The sequence below is a fragment of the Streptococcus ruminantium genome (assembly GCF_003609975.1).
Taxonomy (GTDB): Bacteria; Bacillota; Bacilli; order Lactobacillales; family Streptococcaceae; genus Streptococcus; species Streptococcus ruminantium.
Window position 1 is genome coordinate 2,024,936 of the sequence record NZ_AP018400.1, and the last position, 20,410, is coordinate 2,045,345.

Here is a 20,410-nt window from a genome sequence, read left to right on the forward strand (position 1 = left end):
ACATATCTATCGAAAGTAGCAAGATAAAAACCATCAGTCTACTCGCCAATAACAAGATCAAAAGCAGTAATAACCGAAGCAAAACACAATGGAAATAGGCCCAAACAAAGAAGCCTGTACCTTTAGTCCCTGTAAGGAAACAGCTGTATAAAGCAAGAAAGAACCTAATTGATAGGAAACTGGTGAACAGAATATTCTAAAAAATGAACTCCTATTACGAATAAGTATGTAAGAGGAATTGTATTCCCTCTACACTTTTTCAAAGGAGAAACTATGAATAGTAGATTATTCACAAGTTCAAAAACGAAAAGAATGACTTATTGTCTCATGACAACCGCCTTTATCACAAGCCTTAGCTTTCAAGCTCCGCAGCAGGTTTTTGCCAATGCCAGAGGAGACGACTATCCCTATACTGCTATTGATGCAGTAGATCCTTGGAGATTGTACACACGACAATGCACTTCTTTTGCAGCATTCAGGCTGAGCACCGTCAACAATTTTACCCTGCCACCAGCTTACGGAAATGCTGATACATGGGGCCATCGTGCCAGACAAGAAGGATATACCGTAGATATGAATCCAGCAGTGGGCTCCATTGCTTGGTTTGAGATACCTATGCATGTAGCCTGGGTTTCTGCTGTAAATGGTGATTCTGTAGAGATTGAAGAATACAACTATGGTGCACGCTATACCTACGGGCGACGAACAATCCCAAAACACAGTGCCAGTGGCTATATTCATTTCAAAGATCTAGAGAGCGCAAACTCCAGTACTATCTCCACACTTCCTACAGCGACAACATTGGCATCCAGTGGTACCTATACCTTTACCGATCAAGTAGCCATCAAATCCCAAGCTAGTTCTGCTAGTTCTACTATTGATTACTATTTTGCAGGAGAAACTGTCCGTTATGATCAGGTCATCGAAGCCGAGGGCCAACAATGGATTAGTTATATCAGTTATTCTGGTGCTCGACGCTATATTGCCATTGAGACAGTAACAAATACTCTCACTCAACAAGCCACAGTCTATTCTAGTCTCCCTCCATCAGGTATCTACACCATAAAGACACACTCTAGTGTCCGCAACAATCCAAGTCTATCCAGTCCTGAGGTTGCACATTATGATACCGGTGCGAGTGTCTACTACGATAAAGTCGTTACCGCCGAAGGCCGACAATGGATTAGTTATATTAGCTATTCTGGTATCCGTCGCTATATCGCTATTTCTTGACTATGCAAAAGATGCACAATCTCAGGCGATTATGCATCTTTCATTTTTCTAAATATCTGTTGAATGGTTGGTTTCGCTCAACTCTTGCTTCGGTTTACGCAAGTGGAAGAAGATTGTCACACCAAAATAGATAAGAAAAAGAACAATATTGACTACATAGAAAGCCAAAGTTTGAATCTCTACTATTTGGCGAGTCGTCAAATCTGTATAAATCTGAGTTAGTCCTTTGCTGCCAACGAAAGAGTAGGTATGCAACAAGAGAGTTCCAATGAGATAACCCAGATAAGTGCAGGAAGCCTGCCTATTCTTCCCAAGGAAAAGGAGAACAACTACAGCAACCAAAGTCAGTAAAAGAACCACTGCAAAAGCTTTATTGATAAGGTTCGTCTGGAAAGAGATAGACTCTCTCATAAATGTAAACATGGCTTCATCAATTCCCTCTAAATTCTGGAATAATTGACGCATAACTGTTTCATCATATTTGGAGAAGAAGACATTAAAAATACGCAACAAGCTAGCAATGGACGATAATATAACAACAATATATAAATGTACTGTTTTTTTCATAAACAACCTCCTTGCGTATATTCTACGATTCCTTACAAGTTTTGTCAACGCACTCTCCTAAAGATATGGTATACTAAAAGAAAAGGAGGTGCTGATTATGAAGAAACTTCCCACTTCTATTGGGATAATTATTTTCCTTTCTACTCTGTTGGTTAACTGGTTTTTCCCAAATCTTGCAAGGATACTGAATATCTTTCTAATCTGGGCGATTCTGATTTGCCTTTGCTATACTCTTTATTATTGGTTTCGTTATTGGAGCTATGTCCGTCAACAGAAAAGGTAAAATACAGGCAGAGAGTGGTTTGATAAATTTTGAAAATCTAGTGTTTTCTGCCCGTTCAAATTTGTATTCCTCTTTGAATCCAGACTTGGCTATCTCAATAAAGTGTCGCAAAAAGAGGTTGGGACAATAGTCCAATTTCATATATAAAAAGCGAACAAAATCAGTTTTCTGACAATCAGAATCTTGGTTTGTTCGCCTTTTTTGTTCAATTATAGATCTAAAGGACTTGATAATTGAGATTTTCAAAATTGAAAATCTTTTTGTCCCAAGCTCCTTTTGGTTAGCTGTTAAAGAAACTTCCCTTATTCTTGGCTATTTACATTGACCCGGCGGTAGGTCTCCGTCAGATCTCGTAATTCTGCTTCAATGGTTGGTGTTAGCTGATCTGCTGTCATCCGCCATGTCCAGTTGCCGCCAACCGTATTTGGCAAGTTCATTCGAGCCGAACCATCTAAGCCCAATAGATCCTGCATAGTGACTACTGCCATAAATGCTGGCGAGCCAAAGAGGAGACGGAAAAGAGCATGGTTAATTGTTTCCTCTTCGCGACGGTTGCTGTACTTGTCTAGGAATGCACGCGACCCAGCACTTGTTTCATTTTCATACCATCCAAGAATGGTGTCATTATCATGTGTACCTGTATAGGCTACAACATTGTTGGGATGGTTATGGGGCATTTCGATACTATCACCATTTGGATCAAAGGCGAATTGAAGAACTTTCATCCCTGGAAATCCAGTAGTATCACGTAATTGAATCACTTTATCAGTCACTGAACCAAGATCTTCCGCGATAATATTCAAATCTCCCAATTCACGTTTAATAGTATCAAAAAGTTCAAAACCAGGTGCCTCCACACGACGACCATTGACTGCTGTTTCCTCACCTGCTGGAATTTCCCAGAATGAAGCAAAGCCGATAAAGTGATCGATGCGAACCATATCATAAATCTTGAATGATTCACGCAAACGGGCTACCCACCATGTAAAACCATCATTTTTCATCGCCTCCCAGTCATAAATAGGGTTCCCCCAAAGTTGACCGATTTCTGAAAAAGCATCTGGTGGACACCCTGCAACCACACTGGGCTTGCCTTCTTCATCCGTCTTGAAGAAATGAGGATTAGCCCACATGTCCGCAGAATCTGCCGCAATATAAATCGGCATATCGCCAACAAGCTCAATCCCTTTGGCATTGGCATAAGCCTTTAAAGCACGCCATTGGGTAAAGAATAGATACTGGCTGATGCGATGGTAATCAATCTGGTCTGCAAGTAGCTGACGATAGTATTCTAAGGTATCATGATAGCGCAAACGAGCTCCTTGATCCTCCCAATCTGTCCAAGGTTTTAAATCAAAATGCTCCTTGATCGCCATGTACTCAGCAAAGGTATGAATCCAAAAATCATTCTCCCCTAGAAATGTCCAATAATCCTCTGGCAAACCCTGAGCTTGCATATTTGCAACAACTTTCTCCAATAAAGGACGTCGAGCATGAAAAATTGCTGCATAATCTACTTCAGATGGATTCTGACCAAAATCGATCCCCTGCAAGTCTTCCGCTTTTAGCCAGCCTTTGTCAATCAACAGATCAAAATCAATGAAATGAGTATTCCCCGCAAAAGCTGAAAAGGATTGATAGGGAGAATCTCCATAACTGGTCGTTCCCAGTGGCAGAATCTGCCAGTAGCGTTGCTTCGTCCGAACCAGAAAATCAACAAACTCATAGGCCGCTTGTCCCATGGAACCAATTCCATATTTTCCTGGTAGAGATGAGATGTGCATGAGCACACCACTTTGTCTTGTTTTCATAAGCTCTCCTTATCTAATTGCTTACATAACGCAAACGTTTTCTTCCTCATTATATACTGAAAACGGTAACAAATCAAGAGGCTTTCCAGTTATTATTCCAATATTCAGCAATTTTCATAAATTTTTAGTTTCCTATACTTTGTTTACACATTGTAAAAATCTTCCTCTACTTTTTAAACTTAAAAATTTTTTAAAATTTTTTTATAAAAACCCTTGCAAACGCATTCATTATGTTGTATAATGAAATCAGCTTAAGAAAACGTTTGCGCAAAGCATACGTCACAAAATATTATTTATCTTCGGAGGGAAGAAAATGAAACACAAACTTCTTAAGAGCGTTGCTCTTCTTGCTGCATCAACTGCTGTTTTGGCTGCTTGCTCAAACTCAGGCTCATCAACAAAGACGTCTAAGCCTGCAGAAGGCAGCAAAGAATTGACAATTTATGTTGATAAAGGCTATGAGAAATATGTCAACGAAGTCAAAGCTAACTTTGAAAAAGAAAATGGCGTAACCATCAAAGTTAAAACAGGCGATGCCTTGGCTGGTTTGGACAATTTGTCATTAGACAACCAATCAGGATCAGCTCCAGACGTTATGATGGCACCATACGACCGCGTAGGTAGCCTTGGATCTGAAGGTCAACTTTCAGAATTGAAACTTGCAAGCGATAGTAAAGCAGATGACACAACAACTGCTCTTGTAACAAATGGCGGTAAAGTTTACGGTTCACCAGCAGTTATCGAAACACTTGTTCTTTACTACAACAAAAACTTGTTGAAAGAAGCACCTAAGACATTCGCAGAACTTGAAACACTTGCCAAAGATAGCAAATATGCTTTCGAAGGTGAAGCTGGTAAAACAACTGCCTTCCTTGCTGACTGGATAAACTTCTACTACACTTACGGTCTTCTCTCAGGTCACGGTGGCTATGTATTCGGTGAAAACGGTACCAATCCAAAAGACATCGGTCTTGACAACGAAGGCGCTGTTAAAGCAATTGAGTATGCTAAAACTTGGTATGAGAAATGGCCTAAAGGTCTCCAAGATGGTACTGCTGCAAGCAACTTGATTAACACTCAATTTACAGACGGTAAGGCTGCGGCTATCATCGAAGGTCCTTGGAAAGCTGCCGCTTACAAAGAAGCTGGTTTGAACTATGGTGTTGCAACAATTCCAACACTTGCAGATGGCAAGAAATACTCAGCATTTGGTGGTGGTAAAGCATGGGTTGTTCCTACAGGTTCTAAAAACAAAGAAACTGCACAAAAATTTGTTGACTTCTTGAGTTCTACAGACCAACAAAAAGCACTTTATGATGCTACAAACGAAGTGCCTGCTAATACTGAAGCTCGTAAATACGCTGTGGGTAAAAATGATGAGTTGACAACTGCGGTTATCAATCAGTTTGACTCAGCTCAACCAATGCCAAACATCTCTCAAATGAGTACTGTTTGGGAACCAGCAGGTAACATGCTCTTTGAAGCTGCAAGTGGTGCAAAAGATGCTAAAACTGCAGCAACAGATGCTGTTAAATTGATTAAAGATACAATCACTCAAAAATACGGCAACTAGTCAGGTTTAAAGTTGGACTGGGAAGAACTCCCAGTCTACTTTATTACTCAATGAAAAAAGTTGAAAATATATGGTTTATTGGAACAGTTCTCTACACTCATCAATTCAAAAGACCATCTTTAACATCAACAAAGCCAAAAAACAATGAAGGAGACTATGACTATGAAACAAAATCCAGGTAAAGCACTCCTTTTGTCCCTGATCCCAGGTCTGGGACAAATCTATAATAAGCAAAAAGCTAAAGGTTGCATATTTTTAGGAGTTTCTCTTGCCTTCCTTGTTTATTTTATTGCTATTGCCGCCGGTGAATTAGGAAACTTAATCACACTCGGTAGTCAATCTGGGCAAGATAACTCGCTCTTTATGCTGATTCGTGGTTCTTTCCACCTAATCATCACAGTTATCTATCTTGCTTTTTACGCACTCAACTTAAAAGATGCCTTCGATACTGCTAAACGCTGGAACTCTGGCATGCCAGTTGCAACTACTCTGAATGAAATGGTTAAAGGAATTTATGAGAATGGTTTCCCATATCTCTTAATTATCCCATCTTATATTGCAATGACCTTTGCCATCATTTTCCCTGTTGTAGTTACCCTATTTATCGCTTTTACCAACTATGATTTCCAACACTTGCCTCCGGGTTCACTCTTGGACTGGATAGGATTCACTAACTTTTCAAATATCTGGAAACTTAGTACCTTCCGTGCAGCATTTGGTTCTGTCTTAGGTTGGACAATTATCTGGGCTCTTTGTGCTTCTACAGCACAGATTGTTATCGGTATCCTGACAGCTATTATTGCTAACCAACCATTTATCAAGGGGAAACGTATCTTCGGTGTCATCTTCTTGCTTCCTTGGGCAGTACCTGCTTTTGTGACCATCCTGACGTTCAGCAATATGTTCAACGATAGTGTGGGGGCTATCAATACACAGGTATTACCATTCTTGAGCAAATTCTTGCCATTCATTGATAACTTCTTAATCCCTTGGAAAACAGATCCCTTCTGGACTAAAGTTGCCCTCATCATGATACAGTCTTGGCTCGGATTCCCTTATATCTATGTATTGACACTAGGTATTTTGCAATCTATTCCAAACGACCTATACGAGGCAGCTTACATTGATGGTGCTAGCGCTATTCAAAAATTCTGGAACATCACCTTCCCAATGATTTTAGCTGTGGCAGCTCCTACTCTTATCAGCCAGTACACTTTCAACTTCAATAACTTCTCTATCATCTATCTGTTCAACAATGGTGGTCCAGGTAGTGTCGGTGGCGGTGCAGGCTCAACAGACATCTTGATTTCATGGATTTACAAATTGACAACTGGTACCGCTCCGCAGTACTCTATGGCCGCAGCGGTAACCTTGATTATCTCCATGATTGTCATCAGCATTTCCATGATCGCCTTCAAGAAACTAAACGCTTTTGAAATGGAGGATGTGTAAGATGAAACTATCTGTAAAATTTAAACGCAGACTCAATCATACTTTAACCTATCTCTATCTAATCGCTTTGTCTGTTATCATCATCTATCCTCTTTTGATTACCATCATGTCCGCCTTCAAGTCCGGAAACGTAGTGGCATTTAAATTGGATAGTAGTATTAACTTTACACTAGATAACTTTAGCAAACTCTTTAGCGAAACTCTTTATGGAACCTGGTATTTCAACACTCTAATTGTTGCGTTCTTGACAATGATTATCCAAACTAGCATCGTTGTTCTGGCTGGGTATGCCTATAGCCGCTATAACTTCATCGCTCGCAAGCAAAGTTTGGTCTTCTTCTTGATCATTCAAATGGTGCCAACAATGGCGGCCCTCACAGCCTTCTTCGTCATGGCTCTTATGCTCAATGCGCTTAACCAAAGCTGGTTCCTCATCTTCTTATATGTTGGTGGCGGTATTCCAATGAATGCTTGGCTTATGAAAGGCTATTTTGACACGGTTCCAATCTCACTTGATGAGTCTGCAAAACTTGATGGTGCTGGTCACTTCAGACGGTTCTGGCAAATTGTTCTTCCACTCGTTCGCCCTATGATTGCTGTACAAGCTCTCTGGGCCTTCATGGGACCTTTTGGAGATTACATCTTATCCAAATTCTTGCTTCGTGAAAAAGAATTCTATACTGTAGCTGTTGGTCTTCAAACCTTCATCAGTGATGTGAAGAATATGAAAATTGCTTACTTTGCAGCAGGTGCTATTCTCATCGCCCTTCCAATCAGTATTCTATTCTTCTTCCTACAAAAGAACTTTGTATCTGGTTTAACAAGCGGTGGCGACAAGGGGTAAATCCCTGTCCCACCTTTTCCCTTTTTGGGGCAGAACATTGATATTTATGAAAGGACCAACGAATGCTTCCCTACCCATTTTCTTATTTTTCTAGTATTTTCTCACCGAGAGATATGTTTGCCAACCGCAGATTGATGAAACTTTGGCAGCGACTATTTACAACGCTTTTTCTGGTTGCGCTCCTGGTGATTCCTAGTTCTTTGCAAACCGTTAGTCTGAAAACCTATCCTTTGGAAAATTTTGTAGAAGGCATCTATCATCCATTGACGGATCAAGTGATGGAAGATCTGCGCCAACATGCAACAATCGAAAACAACCAATTATCCTATACTGGAAATGCAAATTGGGAACAAGTTACCTTTGGCGACACCCCTAGCTCCAGCTCAAATTTTTCTTATCAGTTCGCAAAGCAATTTCTCGTCATCAGAAAGGGAACGGACATCCTAAGCAAACTGACCTATGATGGCATAACAGCCGCTGATTTTTCTAGTAAAGAAAGACTGACAACGGCTATTTCTAAAAGTTGGTACCAAGCCAATCGAGCAATCGTAAGTTTAAGTATTACCTTTGTTTCAACCATCATTTTAGCCAGCAACCTGCTCTTCATTTTATTGGGAGCAAGCTTCTTTCTCTTTCTTACCAAGAAATCACGCTTCTTCCATTTTAAAACATTCGCAGAATGTTATAATTTTTCTCTCAACTGCTTAGGTCTGCCAACTATCATTGCTTGTCTGATTGGACTTTTTGGTCAGCCTGTGACGACCCTTCTAACCATACAAAATATCCTATTTGTGCTATGCTTGTTATGGGTGTTTTTCAAAACGAAATTCAGAGATAAAATCTAGGAGGTCTATATGCGTGCTACTATCAAAGATGTAGCTAAATTAGCTGGTGTCTCACCATCTACAGTTACTCGTGTTATTCAAAATAGCTCTGCCATTAGCCAAAAGACAAAAGACCTAGTCCGAAAAGCTATGGTGGATCTCAATTATCATCCCAACCTCAATGCTCGTAGTCTAGTCAGCAGCTATACGCAAGTAATTGGACTAGTATTACCAGATGATTCGGATGTTTTCTATCAAAACCCCTTCTTTCCCACTGCTTTGAGAGGAATCTCACAGGTAGCTGCCGATCATAATTATGCTATCCAAATCTCTACGGGTAAGAATGAAGAGCAGCGCCTTGAAGCCATTTCTCAAATGGTCTATGGCAAGAGAGTAGACGGTCTCATCTTCCTTTACTCTAAGCCTGATGATCCTCTGGTTCAATTAGCCATTCAGCATAAATTCCCCTTCCTCATTCTAGGTAAGGCAGACTCTCCATTCATATCCCTAGTCGACAACGATAATATTCAGGCTGGATTTGAAGCAACTAACTACTTCATCAATAAAGGCTACACGAATATTGCCTTTGTAGCTGGTAACAAGGAGCTCGTCGTATCACAAGACCGTTATACAGGCTACAAAAATGCTCTCAAGTCTCATCATATTCCTCTAGATGAAAACAAGGTCAAATTTGTTTCAGGCTTCCTTTTAGAAGATAGTTCCTATAAAATTTCCAAGAAGTTACTCAAGCAAAACTTAGATGCTATCGTTACAACCGATACGATGGTGGCTGAAGGCATTGTCAAATATCTCAATGAAGTGGACATCAAATTACCAATTATTTCCTTTGACTCTGTTAAACCAAAACTCAATATTGAAGCCTATGTTGATGTTCATGCCATCAAGCTAGGACGTGTAGCCTTTAATACCTTGCATCAGATTATCAATGACAACAAGCAGGATAAACAAGTCTGCTATCGACGTGTCATTCCACACACTATTATTGAACTTTAATGCTCAAAAACACCAAACTCGTACGAACTCAAATTGTTCATTGAACAACCTGTGACTTAAAATCTATTCGTATCGTAAAAATGAAGATAACATTTTACTACTGCCAGATCTAGGTATAGACTAAACACTTCGTATGAGCTTGGTTCACTCACCTGCAAGAGCAAACCAAGTATAAGTTTCATGTATAACCTTAGAAAGGAGCCATTTGACTAATGGCATTACGACAATTCCAAGCATTTCTTGATGATGTAGCGACTATTCGTTTGGTTATGGAAAAACGATTTGATTCTGAAAATATGAACTTCTCACTCGAATCGAGCGATGCTACCTCTCAACTGTTTATCCACTCTTGTCTGGAAGTTGACAACCTCATCATTTATTATTTAACCAGCCTACATGCTCTGACACTCGATACAGACTACACCGTCTACGATCAGGATCGTAATAAGGTTGAATTGGGGTACGGTCACATCGTCCGCTCTGCTATTTTCGAGCAAACCTACACCTACAATGGAAAAGACTTGGGGGCTACATACAGACCGCAAGCTACAATTTTCAAGCTCTGGGCTCCGATTTCCAAACAAGTCTTCTTGATTCTTGAAGATCAACCCTACGCGATGACAAAAGGGACAAAAGGTGTCTGGGAAGTAACGGTTGAAGGGGATTTAGATGGCTCTAGTTACCACTATCTTCATAAGGTAAACGGAGAATGGATTTCTGTCCACGATCCCTATGCCCTATCCTCCAAGACCAATTCAGGCGACAGCTACGTAATCAATCTCGAAAAACTCCATCTCGTTCGCCGAGCAAAAACACAATATCCTATTTCTCAGGCTATCGTGTATGAAATGAGCGTGCGAGACTTCTCTTGGCAAAAAGAAGCCGGCTTTAAGCATCGGGGGCAATTCCTAGGCTTGACAGAATCTCCAGTTATGGATGGTATGAAGTTGGGGATGGATTACATCAAAGATCTAGGTGTCACACATATTCAGCTACTACCCGTTTATGATTTTGGCAGTGTTGATGAAAACAAGCCGCAAGCAGTTTATAATTGGGGTTACGATCCTATGCAGTACAATCTGCCAGAAGGCTCTTATTCTAGCCAGCCAAATGATCCTTATGCTCGCATTTTAGAATTGCAAGAAACTATCCAAGCCTATCATGATGCAAATATTTCAGTCATCATGGATGTAGTGTACAACCATGTTTACCATGCTGAGAAGTACTCCTTCGAACTTATTGTTCCTGGTTACTTTTATCGTTATGACGACCATGGCATGCGAACAGATGGCACCTTCTGTGGCAATGATGTAGCCAGTGAGCGCAGTATGGTTCGCAACTACATCAAACAATCTCTTTGCCAATGGTTAGAACTCTATGGATTTGACGGCTTCCGTTTTGACTTGATGGGTATTTTGGACATCGAGACAATCAATCAAATCCAAGCAGAATTATCTGCTATCCATCCAAATGTTTACCTCTACGGTGAAGGATGGAAAATGGCAACTGGGCTAGAGTTTGAAAAGTTGGCACATCAGTATAATGCCGAACAGTTACCACAGATCAGTTTCTTCAATGACGACTACCGAGATACTTTCAAAAAGATACTGCTCAATCCAACTCGTTTAGTTGATAAGCAATTGCATGAAAAAGTACAGCACCTTTTGACCGGTAGCCGCCTCACTCACTTCTTGACTCCTCAACAGTCGCTCAATTACATTGAATGTCATGATAATGCTACTGCTTTTGATTACTTCCATATCGAAAATTCAAATTGGACACCTCAACAGCAAAAACGTGCTGCCAGCTTCGGCTTGCAATTGATTTTAATTTCTCAAGGGATGGCTTTCATTCACAGTGGACAAGAATTTTTCCGTACCAAGAATGAAATTGATAACACCTATAACACTCCTGACAGTATCAATCGCCTAGATTGGACTCGCGCTGTTTACTACAAGGAGCATATCACATTCCTTCAAGAATTGATTACCTTCCGTAAAAATAATCCTATCCTTAGTCAAGATAGCTATGAAGGCATCCAGAAGACTTGTGATTTCTACTGGTTGACAGAGTATGTTCTCCGTTATCAGGTTCAATCAACTGATAAGACCATCCAGTTTATCATCAATTTTGCTGATAGTGACTTTATCTACAAACGCGAAGAAGACAAAGTAGTTCTCCACAATTACCCTCCGATTGAAAAACACGAAGAGCAGGAAATCATCATTGCTGGACAAAGTATTTGTATCCTTGAGGGATAAAATAGGACCTGAGACGGATGTATCCTGCATCAAATTGAGTTATACTATGCTCAATCCTAAATATTTTTCATAATCTCCTTGAACTCATCGGTCCACTGGCCGGTGAGTTTTTGCATTACAAAAGAAGACAAATCAAAATGAACCCAGTGTTTTTGATTTCCCCTGTATATTCTAGTGGTTCGTTTCACTAGTTACTACAGAGAGACCTCAAGCAACTGGGTTCATCTTCTTATTTTTTCATCAAATCTATAATTTTTCGACCGATACGTTCAAGATCATCCTGCATTCCACGCAGTTCAAAGGTATCAATAACTGGAAAACCAAAACGTTGCGAATACTGTTTTGCTGTCAGACAGTATTGGTGGTTAAAGTTTTTGTTCCCTGATCCAACCACTCCTAGACACCAGTCAACATTATCTTCAATAGCGATAAAATCACCCAAGGGATTCGTTAAAATTTCCACATCACCGTTGTCTACCCCATTTCCTCCCTCTAAATAGGTCGGTAAAAAGGCAACAAAGGGGGCATCTAAGCCATAGAAGGGAATGTCTTGCTTCACCAGATCCTTGACATGAATCAACTCAATCTCCCAATCTGTTTGAAACAGAAAGAAGGACTTCAAGCGTTTGACAAAACTTTCTGTATTGCCACTCAAGCTGATATAGACTAGATAAATTTTTTTCTTCATACGTTTCCTCTTTATCATAAAAAACACTACATATAGAATGTAAATACTATTTTACTCCTACATGTAGTGTTTGTCAATTAGTCACCTTCCACAAAGCGCCCAATAATATTAACATTATCAGCTACCGAGACAAAGGCAGACTTGTCCGCTTTTTTCATGATGTGCTTAAATTCATTAAATTCCGCACGAGTAATAATGGTAATCAGAACAGTCTTTTGTTCATGATTGTAAGCACCCTCTGCCCCATTGATAATCGTTACACCGCGATGAAGCTTCTTGTGAATCATCTTAATGACGCGTTCTGGATAACTGGTAATAATCATAGCCTGCATTCGCTTTTGTTTAACAAAGATGGCATCCGTCATCCGACTAGATATAAAGAGGGCTACCATCGAATACAGAGCATATCGCCAACCAAACATCATCCCAGCAACTAAAAGAATCATGATATTTACAATCAGAGAGATTGATCCTACCTGACGACCAGTCTTCTTCCGAATGAGGATAGACACAATATCCGTACCACCACTGGAAACATTATTCCTAAAAGCAAATCCTATACCTGTACCTAGCATCAACCCTCCGAAAATAGCATTTACCAGTGGATCTGTTGTCAGTGTTACGGGGGGCATAAATTGGATAAAGAGCGAGCTAAATGATACTGTGATAAAAGTAAAAATCGTAAATTTATAACCAATCTTGTACCAGGCTAAAACCAGCAAGGGGATATTGAAAGCATAATAAACCAGGGCAATCGGTACATCCAAGCCAGCATAAGAGTCAGCCAAAGCCGATACAATCTGAGCCAAACCTGTGACACCTGACGAATAGACATTCCCAGGTCGAAAAAAGAAATTCACAGCGATACTAGATAGGAGTCCATAGATGATGGACCCCGACATTCGTTCAGCATATTTTTCTTGAGAAATTCCTGAAATAATGGACCAAAACTTATTTTTTCTGGCCTTTCTTAAAAAACAAACACGTTGCTTTCTGAAAAATTTATTCATATTCATGTTCAATGCTTAAAGCCAATTCTTCTAATTGAGCACCTATGACGGTACTTGGAGCTTGGGTCATTGGATCGGAAGCCTTATTGTTCTTCGGAAAGGCAATCACTTCACGAATATTATCTTCACCTGCTAGCAGCATGACAAAACGATCCAAACCAAGAGCTAAACCACCATGTGGTGGGAAGCCATACTCCATTGCTTCCAATAAGAAGCCAAACTGTTCATACGCATCCTCGATTGAGAAGCCAAGCGCTTTAAACATGCGTTCCTGCATTTCCTTTTGGTTGATACGGAGACTACCACCACCTAATTCATAGCCATTTAATACAATATCGTAGGCAACTGCACGCACCTGTGCTAAATCGCCATTCAAATGATGAACCGTATCTTCTGTTGGCAATGTGAATGGATGATGGGCACTCATGTAGCGTTCCTCTTCTTCTGACCACTCAAACATCGGCCAATCAACAATCCAAAGGAAGTTGAACTTGTTTTCATCAAGCAGTCCCTGCTCCTTAGCCAGACGGCTACGCAAAGCACCCAAGGTATTATTGGCGATTTCCAATTCATCCGCTACAAAGAGCACCAAATCCTTGTCTTCCAACTGTAAACTTTCTGTCAAGTTATCTGCAACACCTGTCAAGAACTTGGCAACTGGTCCGACCAGTTCTCCCTTGTCAACCTTGATCCAAGCAAGTCCCTTAGCACCAAATTGCTTAGCGTAATCCGTCAGCTTATCAATATCCTTACGAGAGTGGCTATCTGCAGCTCCTTTGACAACGATAGCCTTAACAACAGGCGCTTCCGAGAAGACTTTAAAGTCAACTTCCTTGACAGTTTCTGTCAAGTCTTGTAAAAGCATATCAAACCGAGTATCCGGCTTGTCTGAACCATAAAAGTTCATGGCATCATCATAGGTCATACGAGGAAAAGGGAGGTTCAACTCAATACCTTTAGTATCCTTCAAAACCTTGGCAATCAACCCTTCTACAATATCTTGTATCTCCCCTTCATTCAGGAAAGAGGTTTCCAGATCGACCTGTGTAAACTCAGGTTGACGATCCCCACGCAAGTCCTCATCACGGAAGCACTTAACGATTTGGTAATAACGATCAAAACCAGCATTCATCAAGAGTTGCTTGGTAATCTGCGGACTCTGTGGAAGGGCATAGAAATGCCCCTTGGACACTCGAGATGGCACCAAATAATCACGCGCTCCCTCTGGCGTTGATTTAGTTAACATCGGTGTTTCCACATCAATAAATTCCAATTCATCCAGATAGTTACGGATACTATGAGTCACTGCTGCTCGCAATTTAAGATTATTCAACATCTCTGGTCGACGGAGATCCAAGTAGCGGTACCGCAATCGAGTATCGTCACTAACTTCAATGCCATCTTTAATTTCAAATGGAGTCGTTTTTGCAGCATTTAAAACGGTCAGATTGGTCACCTGCAATTCGACAGCTCCCGTTGGAATAGCAGCGTTCGCCTGCTCCCTCTCTACAACGATACCCGTCACTTCAATGACAAACTCACTACGGAGCCCCTCTGCGCACGCCATCAAATCGGCATCAACCGACTCAGGATTGATGACAAGCTGCATGATTCCTTCGCGATCACGCAAGTCAATAAAAATCAAACCACCCAAGTCACGACGACGACCAACCCAGCCTTTCAAGGTAATTTCTTGTCCGACATGCTCCTTACGAACACGACCAGCATACATAGAACGTTTCATTTTCTTCCTCTTTTACTGATTTTATACCATTCATTCTACCATAAAACAGCTGATTTTTGGGGGAATTTAACAATAAAATTGAAAAACCAGCTTTAGGAAGCTGGTTTAGTATAAAGCATATCCAAATGAGGAATTCCATCCTCCAGATATACTTCAGAAACTGGTTTAAATCCAAGTGATTGGTAGAATTTTTCTAAATACGCCTGTGCACCAATCTTAATCTTCTCTTCTTTCCATTCCTTGGTGATGTATTGAATGGCACATTCCATCATGGGTCTACCTAGTCCTCGCCCACGATGACTTGACCTGATAACGACACGGCCAATGGAAGCTTCCTCATAGCTCTGTCCGGATGGTAATAGCCGCAAATAGCCCACTAACTCATCACCATCCATTCCTAAAAGATGAAGACAAGCTGGATCTTTTCCATCCAATTCTGGGTAGGGACAAGCTTGTTCCACAACAAATACATCTGTCCGGAGTGTCAACAAGCTGTAAAGTTCCTGTAAACTTAGTTGATCAAATTCTTTTATTTTCCACTGCATAGGCACCTCTAAGGCAATATATTACCTGCACTTCTATAAATCTCATACCATTCTGGACGAGTCAGCTCAATCTGCTTTGCTTGCGCAATCTTTGTTAGACGCTCTGGATTCATAGAGCCAACAATTGTCTGAATCTTAGCTGGATGACGTAAAATCCAAGCTACCACAATTGTTTCATGTGAAACATGGTAGCGCTCTGCTATTTTTCTAATCGTCTGATTTAATGCAACATAGTCCGGATGGTTATCAAAAACTCCCTGTTGCAAGTCAATCAAAAACGGAGACCAAGCCTGAATCGTAATTTTTTTGAGCTGACAGTAATCAATAAGACCTCCATCTCGCATAGTTGCTGCATCATCTTTCATGTTAACATGAAATCCTGCATCAATCAGTGGAGTGTGTGCCGGTGACAACTGCAACTGGTTGACTGCGAGCGGCTGTTCCAAATAAGACTGGAGCAATTCCATTTGATAAATATTTTGATTGCTGACTCCAAAATGATGAACCTTCCCCTCTTTTTTCAGATTATAAAAGGCTTCCGCTACTTCCTCAGCCTCCATCAAGGCATCTGGTCTATGCAAGGCTAAAACATCCAAATAATCTGTATTTAAGCGCCTAAGAATCCCATCTACCGACTCCAAAATGTAGTCCTTAGAAAAGTCAAAATACCCCTTCCGAATACCACACTTAGACTGGAGAAAAATATCCTCACGCCTGATCCCCACCATTTTAGCCGCTTGAGCAAAACGAACCTCAGATTCTCCACCACCATAAATATCTGCATGGTCAAAAAAGTTAATCCCTTGACCAACTGCCGTCTCCAATACTCTAGCTGCTTCTTGCTCGCTCAGACTAGCCATACGCATACAGCCCAGAGCAATACGTGGCACCTCTATGCCTGTCTTTCCTAATTGTTGCATCTAGTCAACTCCTTTGTAAACGCTTTTCTTATCCTATTATAACAGAAAAACCCAGTTCTCACTGAGTTTTAATTAAAACCATAAATTCTTTTGGCAATCTTATAAACAGCATTAGAAATTTTTCGACCAGGATAACCGTACAAGTTAGTCAGTTGTCCTAACAATCCATTACGGACAATTTTGAACAAAGCTGGATTGTGATCTCGTATATAGTGCCAAAGTTCCTGTTTTTTCATCATGTGTTCAGCAGTTCCTGCACGATTGAGAAGGGCGCATGAAATAATGGTTGTAATCTCCACATGATTGAGCAAATAACTCCGTAAATCGGGATTTATAATCTCCTCCAAATTTAGATTATCTACCAAAATACGATTGACCTTAAGCTGCTGGTCAATCCTCTTAATCATGACAGATTCATTGACGGACTGATCATCTCGACCGATAAAGTAGCGATAAAAATCTACTGGTAAGTAATACATCCTCTCCACAGCCTGTAAAGGTGTAAAAACAAAAATATTATCTACATAGAAGGTGTGTTCTGGCAAGACCAGACCAACTTCGCGTAGTAATTCTGTCCGATAAATCAGGGAATGCATCATGATGTATTGCCCCTTAGAAAAGGCTCCTACATCTTCCCAGCCAAAAATACGATTTTCAGGTAAAACTGTCCGATAGGACATGGACTTTTTCCGAGATTGCTCCTCTTTTTCGTAAACAAAATTGGAGATAAAGGCATCAACAGGAGTTCCTTGATCCTCCAAAGCCTGCAAACTTTCTAAAATTTTCAAATAGGCTCTAGTATCTACCCAGTCATCTGAGTCCACTACCTTAAAATACCTACCACTAGCCTCTCGAATTCCTCTATTGACTGCTCCACCATGCCCCTTATTTTCTTGGTAAATAGCACGAACATTTGGAAATTGAGCCGCCAACTCTTCTGCAATTTCTTGGGTTCGGTCAGTTGAACCATCATTGATAATCAAAATTTCAACCTTGTCTCCACCAATCACAAGGGACTGGACACAGTAATGAAGGTAGGCTTCCGAATTGTAACTCGGAATAGCAATGCTTAGTAAGGTCATCTTTCTCTCCATTTGACACAATTTGTTACTATTCTATCATATTTTTAAGAAAGTTGCTTTTGGTATTTTATTTTTGTTCGGTAAGCTCTCCATAATTGCACAAGTCCTTTGAAAAAATGTCCATTTGCTATCATCAAAATTCCCTCTACCATAGCCCGATCCAGCAAATCTCCGGTCATCTTAGCCATGGCTCTAAACGGCATATTGTAAAGGAAGAGTAAATTGAGATCTGGAGTTCCTTTTCGTTCTGCCTTTTTGAGCAAACCTGCTAACACCTTGTGAACAAATCGCGCCAAAACACTCTTGGCAAATTGAAGCTTCAACACAGGATCATTCATACCTAGTTCTTGACCAACCTGCCACAATTCTTCCGGAACTGGACGACCAAGTAATTGGGAAAACTCCCGATTGGACACTGCTTCAACCTGCACTGCCAAATAGGAAGGAAGCTGCTCAGAGATGGGAAAATTCTCACTCGTTCCTTCCTGTATGATTTCACCAACAATCCGAATATCACTGCTACTCGCTCCGATATATAACAGGTAACTGCCACCTTCCACTTCAAACTGACCTGTCTGACGATTGAAATAACGGAAAGTATAGGTATCAAATGGAATAAAAATACGCTTGGATTCTCCTGCTTTTAGATAGACCTTGTTAAAGCCTTTCAATTCCTTGGTCGGACGATATATTTGACTGTCTTCTTTTCCTACATAAAGCTGAACAACCTCTGCACCGGCTACTGATCCGATATTGGTTACTGTTATAGCTGCTCCTGCTTCGGATACTTCTAATTGATCATACGCAAAACTTGTATAGGACATGCCATACCCAAACGGATACTTGACAGGTTTGTCAACACTTGTAAAGTAGCGATAACCAACATAAAGAGCCTCTTTATAAAGAGCAAATTCTCCTTCTGCTGGGTAATTTGCCGATGATGGAATATCCGTCAAGCCAACAGGATACGTTTCACTCAATTTCCCACTTGGGTTGACACGACCTGTCAAGGCATCGAGCATAGCAGTTGCACCGGCCTCACCTGATAAATATCCATGAAGAATTCCGTGAACATTCCGATCCCAGCTCATATCTACAACAGATCCTGCGGATAAAACAACAACAATCTTTTTGCCAGTCTGTACTAACACTTCTAATAGATCTAATTGATTTTTTGGAAGACTCAAATGACGACGATCCAAACCCTCACTCTCACTCATCTCATCAAGTCCCATGTAGTACAAGATTACTTCCGCCTTCTGAGCTAGCTTAACAGCATTGTCAAGCAAGTCCTTATCTTCCTTGTCTACTCGCTGATAACCTTGTTCGTACCCAATGATGGTTAAAGGATAATCCTTAACACAATCTACTGTTTTTTCCAGTTGTCTAGTATTGATAAGAGAAGAACCGGCTCCTTGGTAGCGTGGATTTTTAGCAAAATCACCAATAAGTGCAATGTTTATATCGCTGGATAGAGGCAAAATATCATCCTGATTCTTCAACAGTACAATGCTTTCTGATGCAGCTTTACGAGCTAACTCATGCTGTCTAGCATAGTCTACAGATTGTCGCTCAGTCTTAGCCAAGTCCAATACAAGGCTGAGCAATTCATCTACACGCTCATCCAATACTTTTTCTGATAAACGTCCTGACTTGACAGCATCAATAATCTCTTTTTGTCCAACTTTCTTGGTACCAGGCATTTCCAGATGACTCCCATTTTCAACACCTAGTACATGGTCATTTGAGCCACCCCAATCCGATACAACAAAGCCTGTAAAGCCCCATTCATCACGAAGAATATCGATCAATAGTCGCTTATCCTCATTCGCATAAATACCATTTATTTTGTTATAAGCCGACATAAGAGCCTGAGGCTTTCCTTCTCGCACAGCTATTTCAAATCCAGTCAGGTAGATTTCTCGCAAAGTACGTTCGTCCACTACTGAGTCGGAAGCCATACGACGTAGTTCCTGACTATTTACAGCAAAGTGCTTTGGTGTTGCTGCAACTCCTTGGGATTGGATTCCACGAATCATTGCAGCCGCCAACTTCCCTGTCTGATAGGGATCTTCTGAATAATACTCAAAATTTCGGCCACATAAGGGACTGCGTTTGATATTAAGCCCTGGTCCCAAAATAACATTGACCCCTAAACTGTTAGCCTCTGCACCAAGACCTTGCCCAACTTGCTCGACTAAGTCCACATCCCACGAATTTGCCAAAGTAGCAGCTGTCGGAAAACAAGTAGCTGGAATAGAGGCATTGAGACCTAAGTGATCCCCTTCGCCTTCTTGTTTTCGGATGCCATGTGGTCCGTCAGATAAAAAAATAGACGGAATACCTTTTTCGGGATAGTCCTGCGTTTCCCAGACAGACTTTCCTGACATAAGAGCTGCCTTTTCTTCTAGCGATAATGTTTGAATAAGATCTGCGTACTTCATGCTATTCTCCTTATCTTCTATCATCCCTATCTTAGCAAAGATAAGGGATGATTAAAACGCTTTCTTCATAATCTGTACAATTTCAAGCATAATCTGTTCACCTCCAATGAAAATC

16 protein-coding genes are annotated in these 20,410 nt (G+C 40.7%); 7 read left to right on the plus strand and 9 right to left on the minus strand.

Features of this window, described 5'->3' with window-relative positions:
• Nucleotides 1–273: 273 nt before the first annotated feature.
• Nucleotides 274–1,233 (plus strand): SH3 domain-containing protein, encoded by a 960-nt coding sequence (locus tag SR187_RS09530; RefSeq protein WP_227986783.1) that lies wholly within the window; start codon nt 274–276, stop codon nt 1,231–1,233.
• Between the two features lie 48 nt (nt 1,234–1,281).
• Here the strand turns inward: SR187_RS09530 and SR187_RS09535 are convergent, their stop codons facing one another.
• Together SR187_RS09535 and malQ are read right to left on the minus strand one after the other, a co-directional pair.
• Nucleotides 1,282–1,800, minus strand: a complete 519-nt coding sequence (locus SR187_RS09535) for an ABC transporter permease (RefSeq protein WP_120172411.1) — start codon at nt 1,798–1,800, stop codon at nt 1,282–1,284.
• Nucleotides 1,801–2,385: 585 nt separating this feature from the next.
• Nucleotides 2,386–3,894 (minus strand): 4-alpha-glucanotransferase, encoded by a 1,509-nt coding sequence (malQ, locus tag SR187_RS09545; protein ID WP_120172412.1) that lies wholly within the window; start codon nt 3,892–3,894, stop codon nt 2,386–2,388.
• A gap of 313 nt (nt 3,895–4,207) precedes the next feature.
• Between malQ and SR187_RS09550 the strand changes: the two genes are divergently transcribed.
• From SR187_RS09550 to pulA, 6 genes are all read left to right on the plus strand, one after another.
• Nucleotides 4,208–5,467 carry an extracellular solute-binding protein gene (locus tag SR187_RS09550; protein WP_024531526.1) on the plus strand — a complete coding sequence of 420 codons (1,260 nt, stop codon included), beginning with the start codon at nt 4,208–4,210 and terminating at the stop codon, nt 5,465–5,467.
• Nucleotides 5,468–5,623: 156 nt separating this feature from the next.
• A complete protein-coding gene (locus SR187_RS09555) occupies nt 5,624–6,919 on the plus strand; it encodes a sugar ABC transporter permease (RefSeq protein WP_024531525.1) in 1,296 nt (431 codons plus the stop codon).
• Between the two features lies 1 nt (nt 6,920).
• On the plus strand, nt 6,921–7,763 hold the full coding sequence (locus SR187_RS09560) for a sugar ABC transporter permease (protein ID WP_024531524.1): 843 nt from the start codon (nt 6,921–6,923) through the stop codon (nt 7,761–7,763).
• A 62-nt stretch (nt 7,764–7,825) separates the two neighbouring features.
• A complete protein-coding gene (locus tag SR187_RS09565) occupies nt 7,826–8,608 on the plus strand; it encodes a DUF1189 family protein (RefSeq protein ID WP_024531523.1) in 783 nt (260 codons plus the stop codon).
• 9 nt (nt 8,609–8,617) lie between these two features.
• Complete coding sequence (locus tag SR187_RS09570; protein ID WP_024531522.1) at nt 8,618–9,601, plus strand: LacI family DNA-binding transcriptional regulator; 984 nt, start codon at nt 8,618–8,620, stop codon at nt 9,599–9,601.
• A gap of 212 nt (nt 9,602–9,813) precedes the next feature.
• Nucleotides 9,814–11,862: a type I pullulanase gene (gene pulA, locus SR187_RS09575; RefSeq protein WP_120172413.1), complete on the plus strand. Its 2,049-nt coding sequence runs from the start codon at nt 9,814–9,816 to the stop codon at nt 11,860–11,862.
• Between the two features lie 229 nt (nt 11,863–12,091).
• On the opposite strand, the gene nrdI is transcribed toward pulA, so the two are convergent.
• The 7 genes from nrdI to SR187_RS09610 all read right to left on the minus strand — a co-directional run bounded on the left by nrdI (nt 12,092) and on the right by SR187_RS09610 (nt 20,295).
• Nucleotides 12,092–12,550, minus strand: coding sequence for a class Ib ribonucleoside-diphosphate reductase assembly flavoprotein NrdI (gene nrdI, locus SR187_RS09580; RefSeq protein WP_024531520.1), 459 nt, complete (start codon nt 12,548–12,550; stop codon nt 12,092–12,094).
• Between the two features lie 77 nt (nt 12,551–12,627).
• Entirely contained in the window at nt 12,628–13,566 is a 939-nt protein-coding gene (locus SR187_RS09585; RefSeq protein ID WP_120172414.1) for a YitT family protein, read from the minus strand.
• Nucleotides 13,553–15,304: an aspartate--tRNA ligase gene (gene aspS / locus SR187_RS09590; RefSeq protein ID WP_120172415.1), complete on the minus strand. Its 1,752-nt coding sequence runs from the start codon at nt 15,302–15,304 to the stop codon at nt 13,553–13,555. Before aspS ends, SR187_RS09585 begins: the two co-directional genes overlap by 14 nt.
• 92 nt (nt 15,305–15,396) lie before the next feature.
• Nucleotides 15,397–15,849, minus strand: coding sequence for a GNAT family N-acetyltransferase (locus SR187_RS09595; RefSeq protein WP_120172416.1), 453 nt, complete (start codon nt 15,847–15,849; stop codon nt 15,397–15,399).
• An 8-nt stretch (nt 15,850–15,857) separates the two neighbouring features.
• Nucleotides 15,858–16,769 carry an aldo/keto reductase gene (locus tag SR187_RS09600; RefSeq protein ID WP_120172417.1) on the minus strand — a complete coding sequence of 304 codons (912 nt, stop codon included), beginning with the start codon at nt 16,767–16,769 and terminating at the stop codon, nt 15,858–15,860.
• 68 nt (nt 16,770–16,837) lie between these two features.
• Entirely contained in the window at nt 16,838–17,851 is a 1,014-nt protein-coding gene (locus tag SR187_RS09605) for a glycosyltransferase family 2 protein (protein ID WP_024531515.1), read from the minus strand.
• A 44-nt stretch (nt 17,852–17,895) separates the two neighbouring features.
• Complete coding sequence (locus tag SR187_RS09610) at nt 17,896–20,295, minus strand: glycoside hydrolase family 3 C-terminal domain-containing protein (RefSeq protein ID WP_120172418.1); 2,400 nt, start codon at nt 20,293–20,295, stop codon at nt 17,896–17,898.
• Between the last annotated feature and the right edge of the window lie 115 nt (nt 20,296–20,410).

What these genes read in the sequence shown, in the direction of transcription:
- SR187_RS09555 (WP_024531525.1), top strand. Translation starts at nt 5,624, where the DNA reads ATGACTATGAAACAAAATCCAGGTAAAGCACTCCTTTTGTCCCTGATC.
- SR187_RS09570 (WP_024531522.1), top strand. Translation starts at nt 8,618, where the DNA reads ATGCGTGCTACTATCAAAGATGTAGCTAAATTAGCTGGTGTCTCACCA.
- malQ (WP_120172412.1), bottom strand. Translation starts at nt 3,894, where the DNA reads ATGAAAACAAGACAAAGTGGTGTGCTCATGCACATCTCATCTCTACCA.
- SR187_RS09605 (WP_024531515.1), bottom strand. Translation starts at nt 17,851, where the DNA reads ATGACCTTACTAAGCATTGCTATTCCGAGTTACAATTCGGAAGCCTAC.
- SR187_RS09530 (WP_227986783.1), top strand. Translation starts at nt 274, where the DNA reads ATGAATAGTAGATTATTCACAAGTTCAAAAACGAAAAGAATGACTTAT.
- SR187_RS09535 (WP_120172411.1), bottom strand. Translation starts at nt 1,800, where the DNA reads ATGAAAAAAACAGTACATTTATATATTGTTGTTATATTATCGTCCATT.
- pulA (WP_120172413.1), top strand. Translation starts at nt 9,814, where the DNA reads ATGGCATTACGACAATTCCAAGCATTTCTTGATGATGTAGCGACTATT.
- SR187_RS09565 (WP_024531523.1), top strand. Translation starts at nt 7,826, where the DNA reads ATGCTTCCCTACCCATTTTCTTATTTTTCTAGTATTTTCTCACCGAGA.
- SR187_RS09560 (WP_024531524.1), top strand. Translation starts at nt 6,921, where the DNA reads ATGAAACTATCTGTAAAATTTAAACGCAGACTCAATCATACTTTAACC.
- SR187_RS09585 (WP_120172414.1), bottom strand. Translation starts at nt 13,566, where the DNA reads ATGAATATGAATAAATTTTTCAGAAAGCAACGTGTTTGTTTTTTAAGA.
- SR187_RS09610 (WP_120172418.1), bottom strand. Translation starts at nt 20,295, where the DNA reads ATGAAGTACGCAGATCTTATTCAAACATTATCGCTAGAAGAAAAGGCA.
- nrdI (WP_024531520.1), bottom strand. Translation starts at nt 12,550, where the DNA reads ATGAAGAAAAAAATTTATCTAGTCTATATCAGCTTGAGTGGCAATACA.
- SR187_RS09595 (WP_120172416.1), bottom strand. Translation starts at nt 15,849, where the DNA reads ATGCAGTGGAAAATAAAAGAATTTGATCAACTAAGTTTACAGGAACTT.
- aspS (WP_120172415.1), bottom strand. Translation starts at nt 15,304, where the DNA reads ATGAAACGTTCTATGTATGCTGGTCGTGTTCGTAAGGAGCATGTCGGA.
- SR187_RS09600 (WP_120172417.1), bottom strand. Translation starts at nt 16,769, where the DNA reads ATGCAACAATTAGGAAAGACAGGCATAGAGGTGCCACGTATTGCTCTG.
- SR187_RS09550 (WP_024531526.1), top strand. Translation starts at nt 4,208, where the DNA reads ATGAAACACAAACTTCTTAAGAGCGTTGCTCTTCTTGCTGCATCAACT.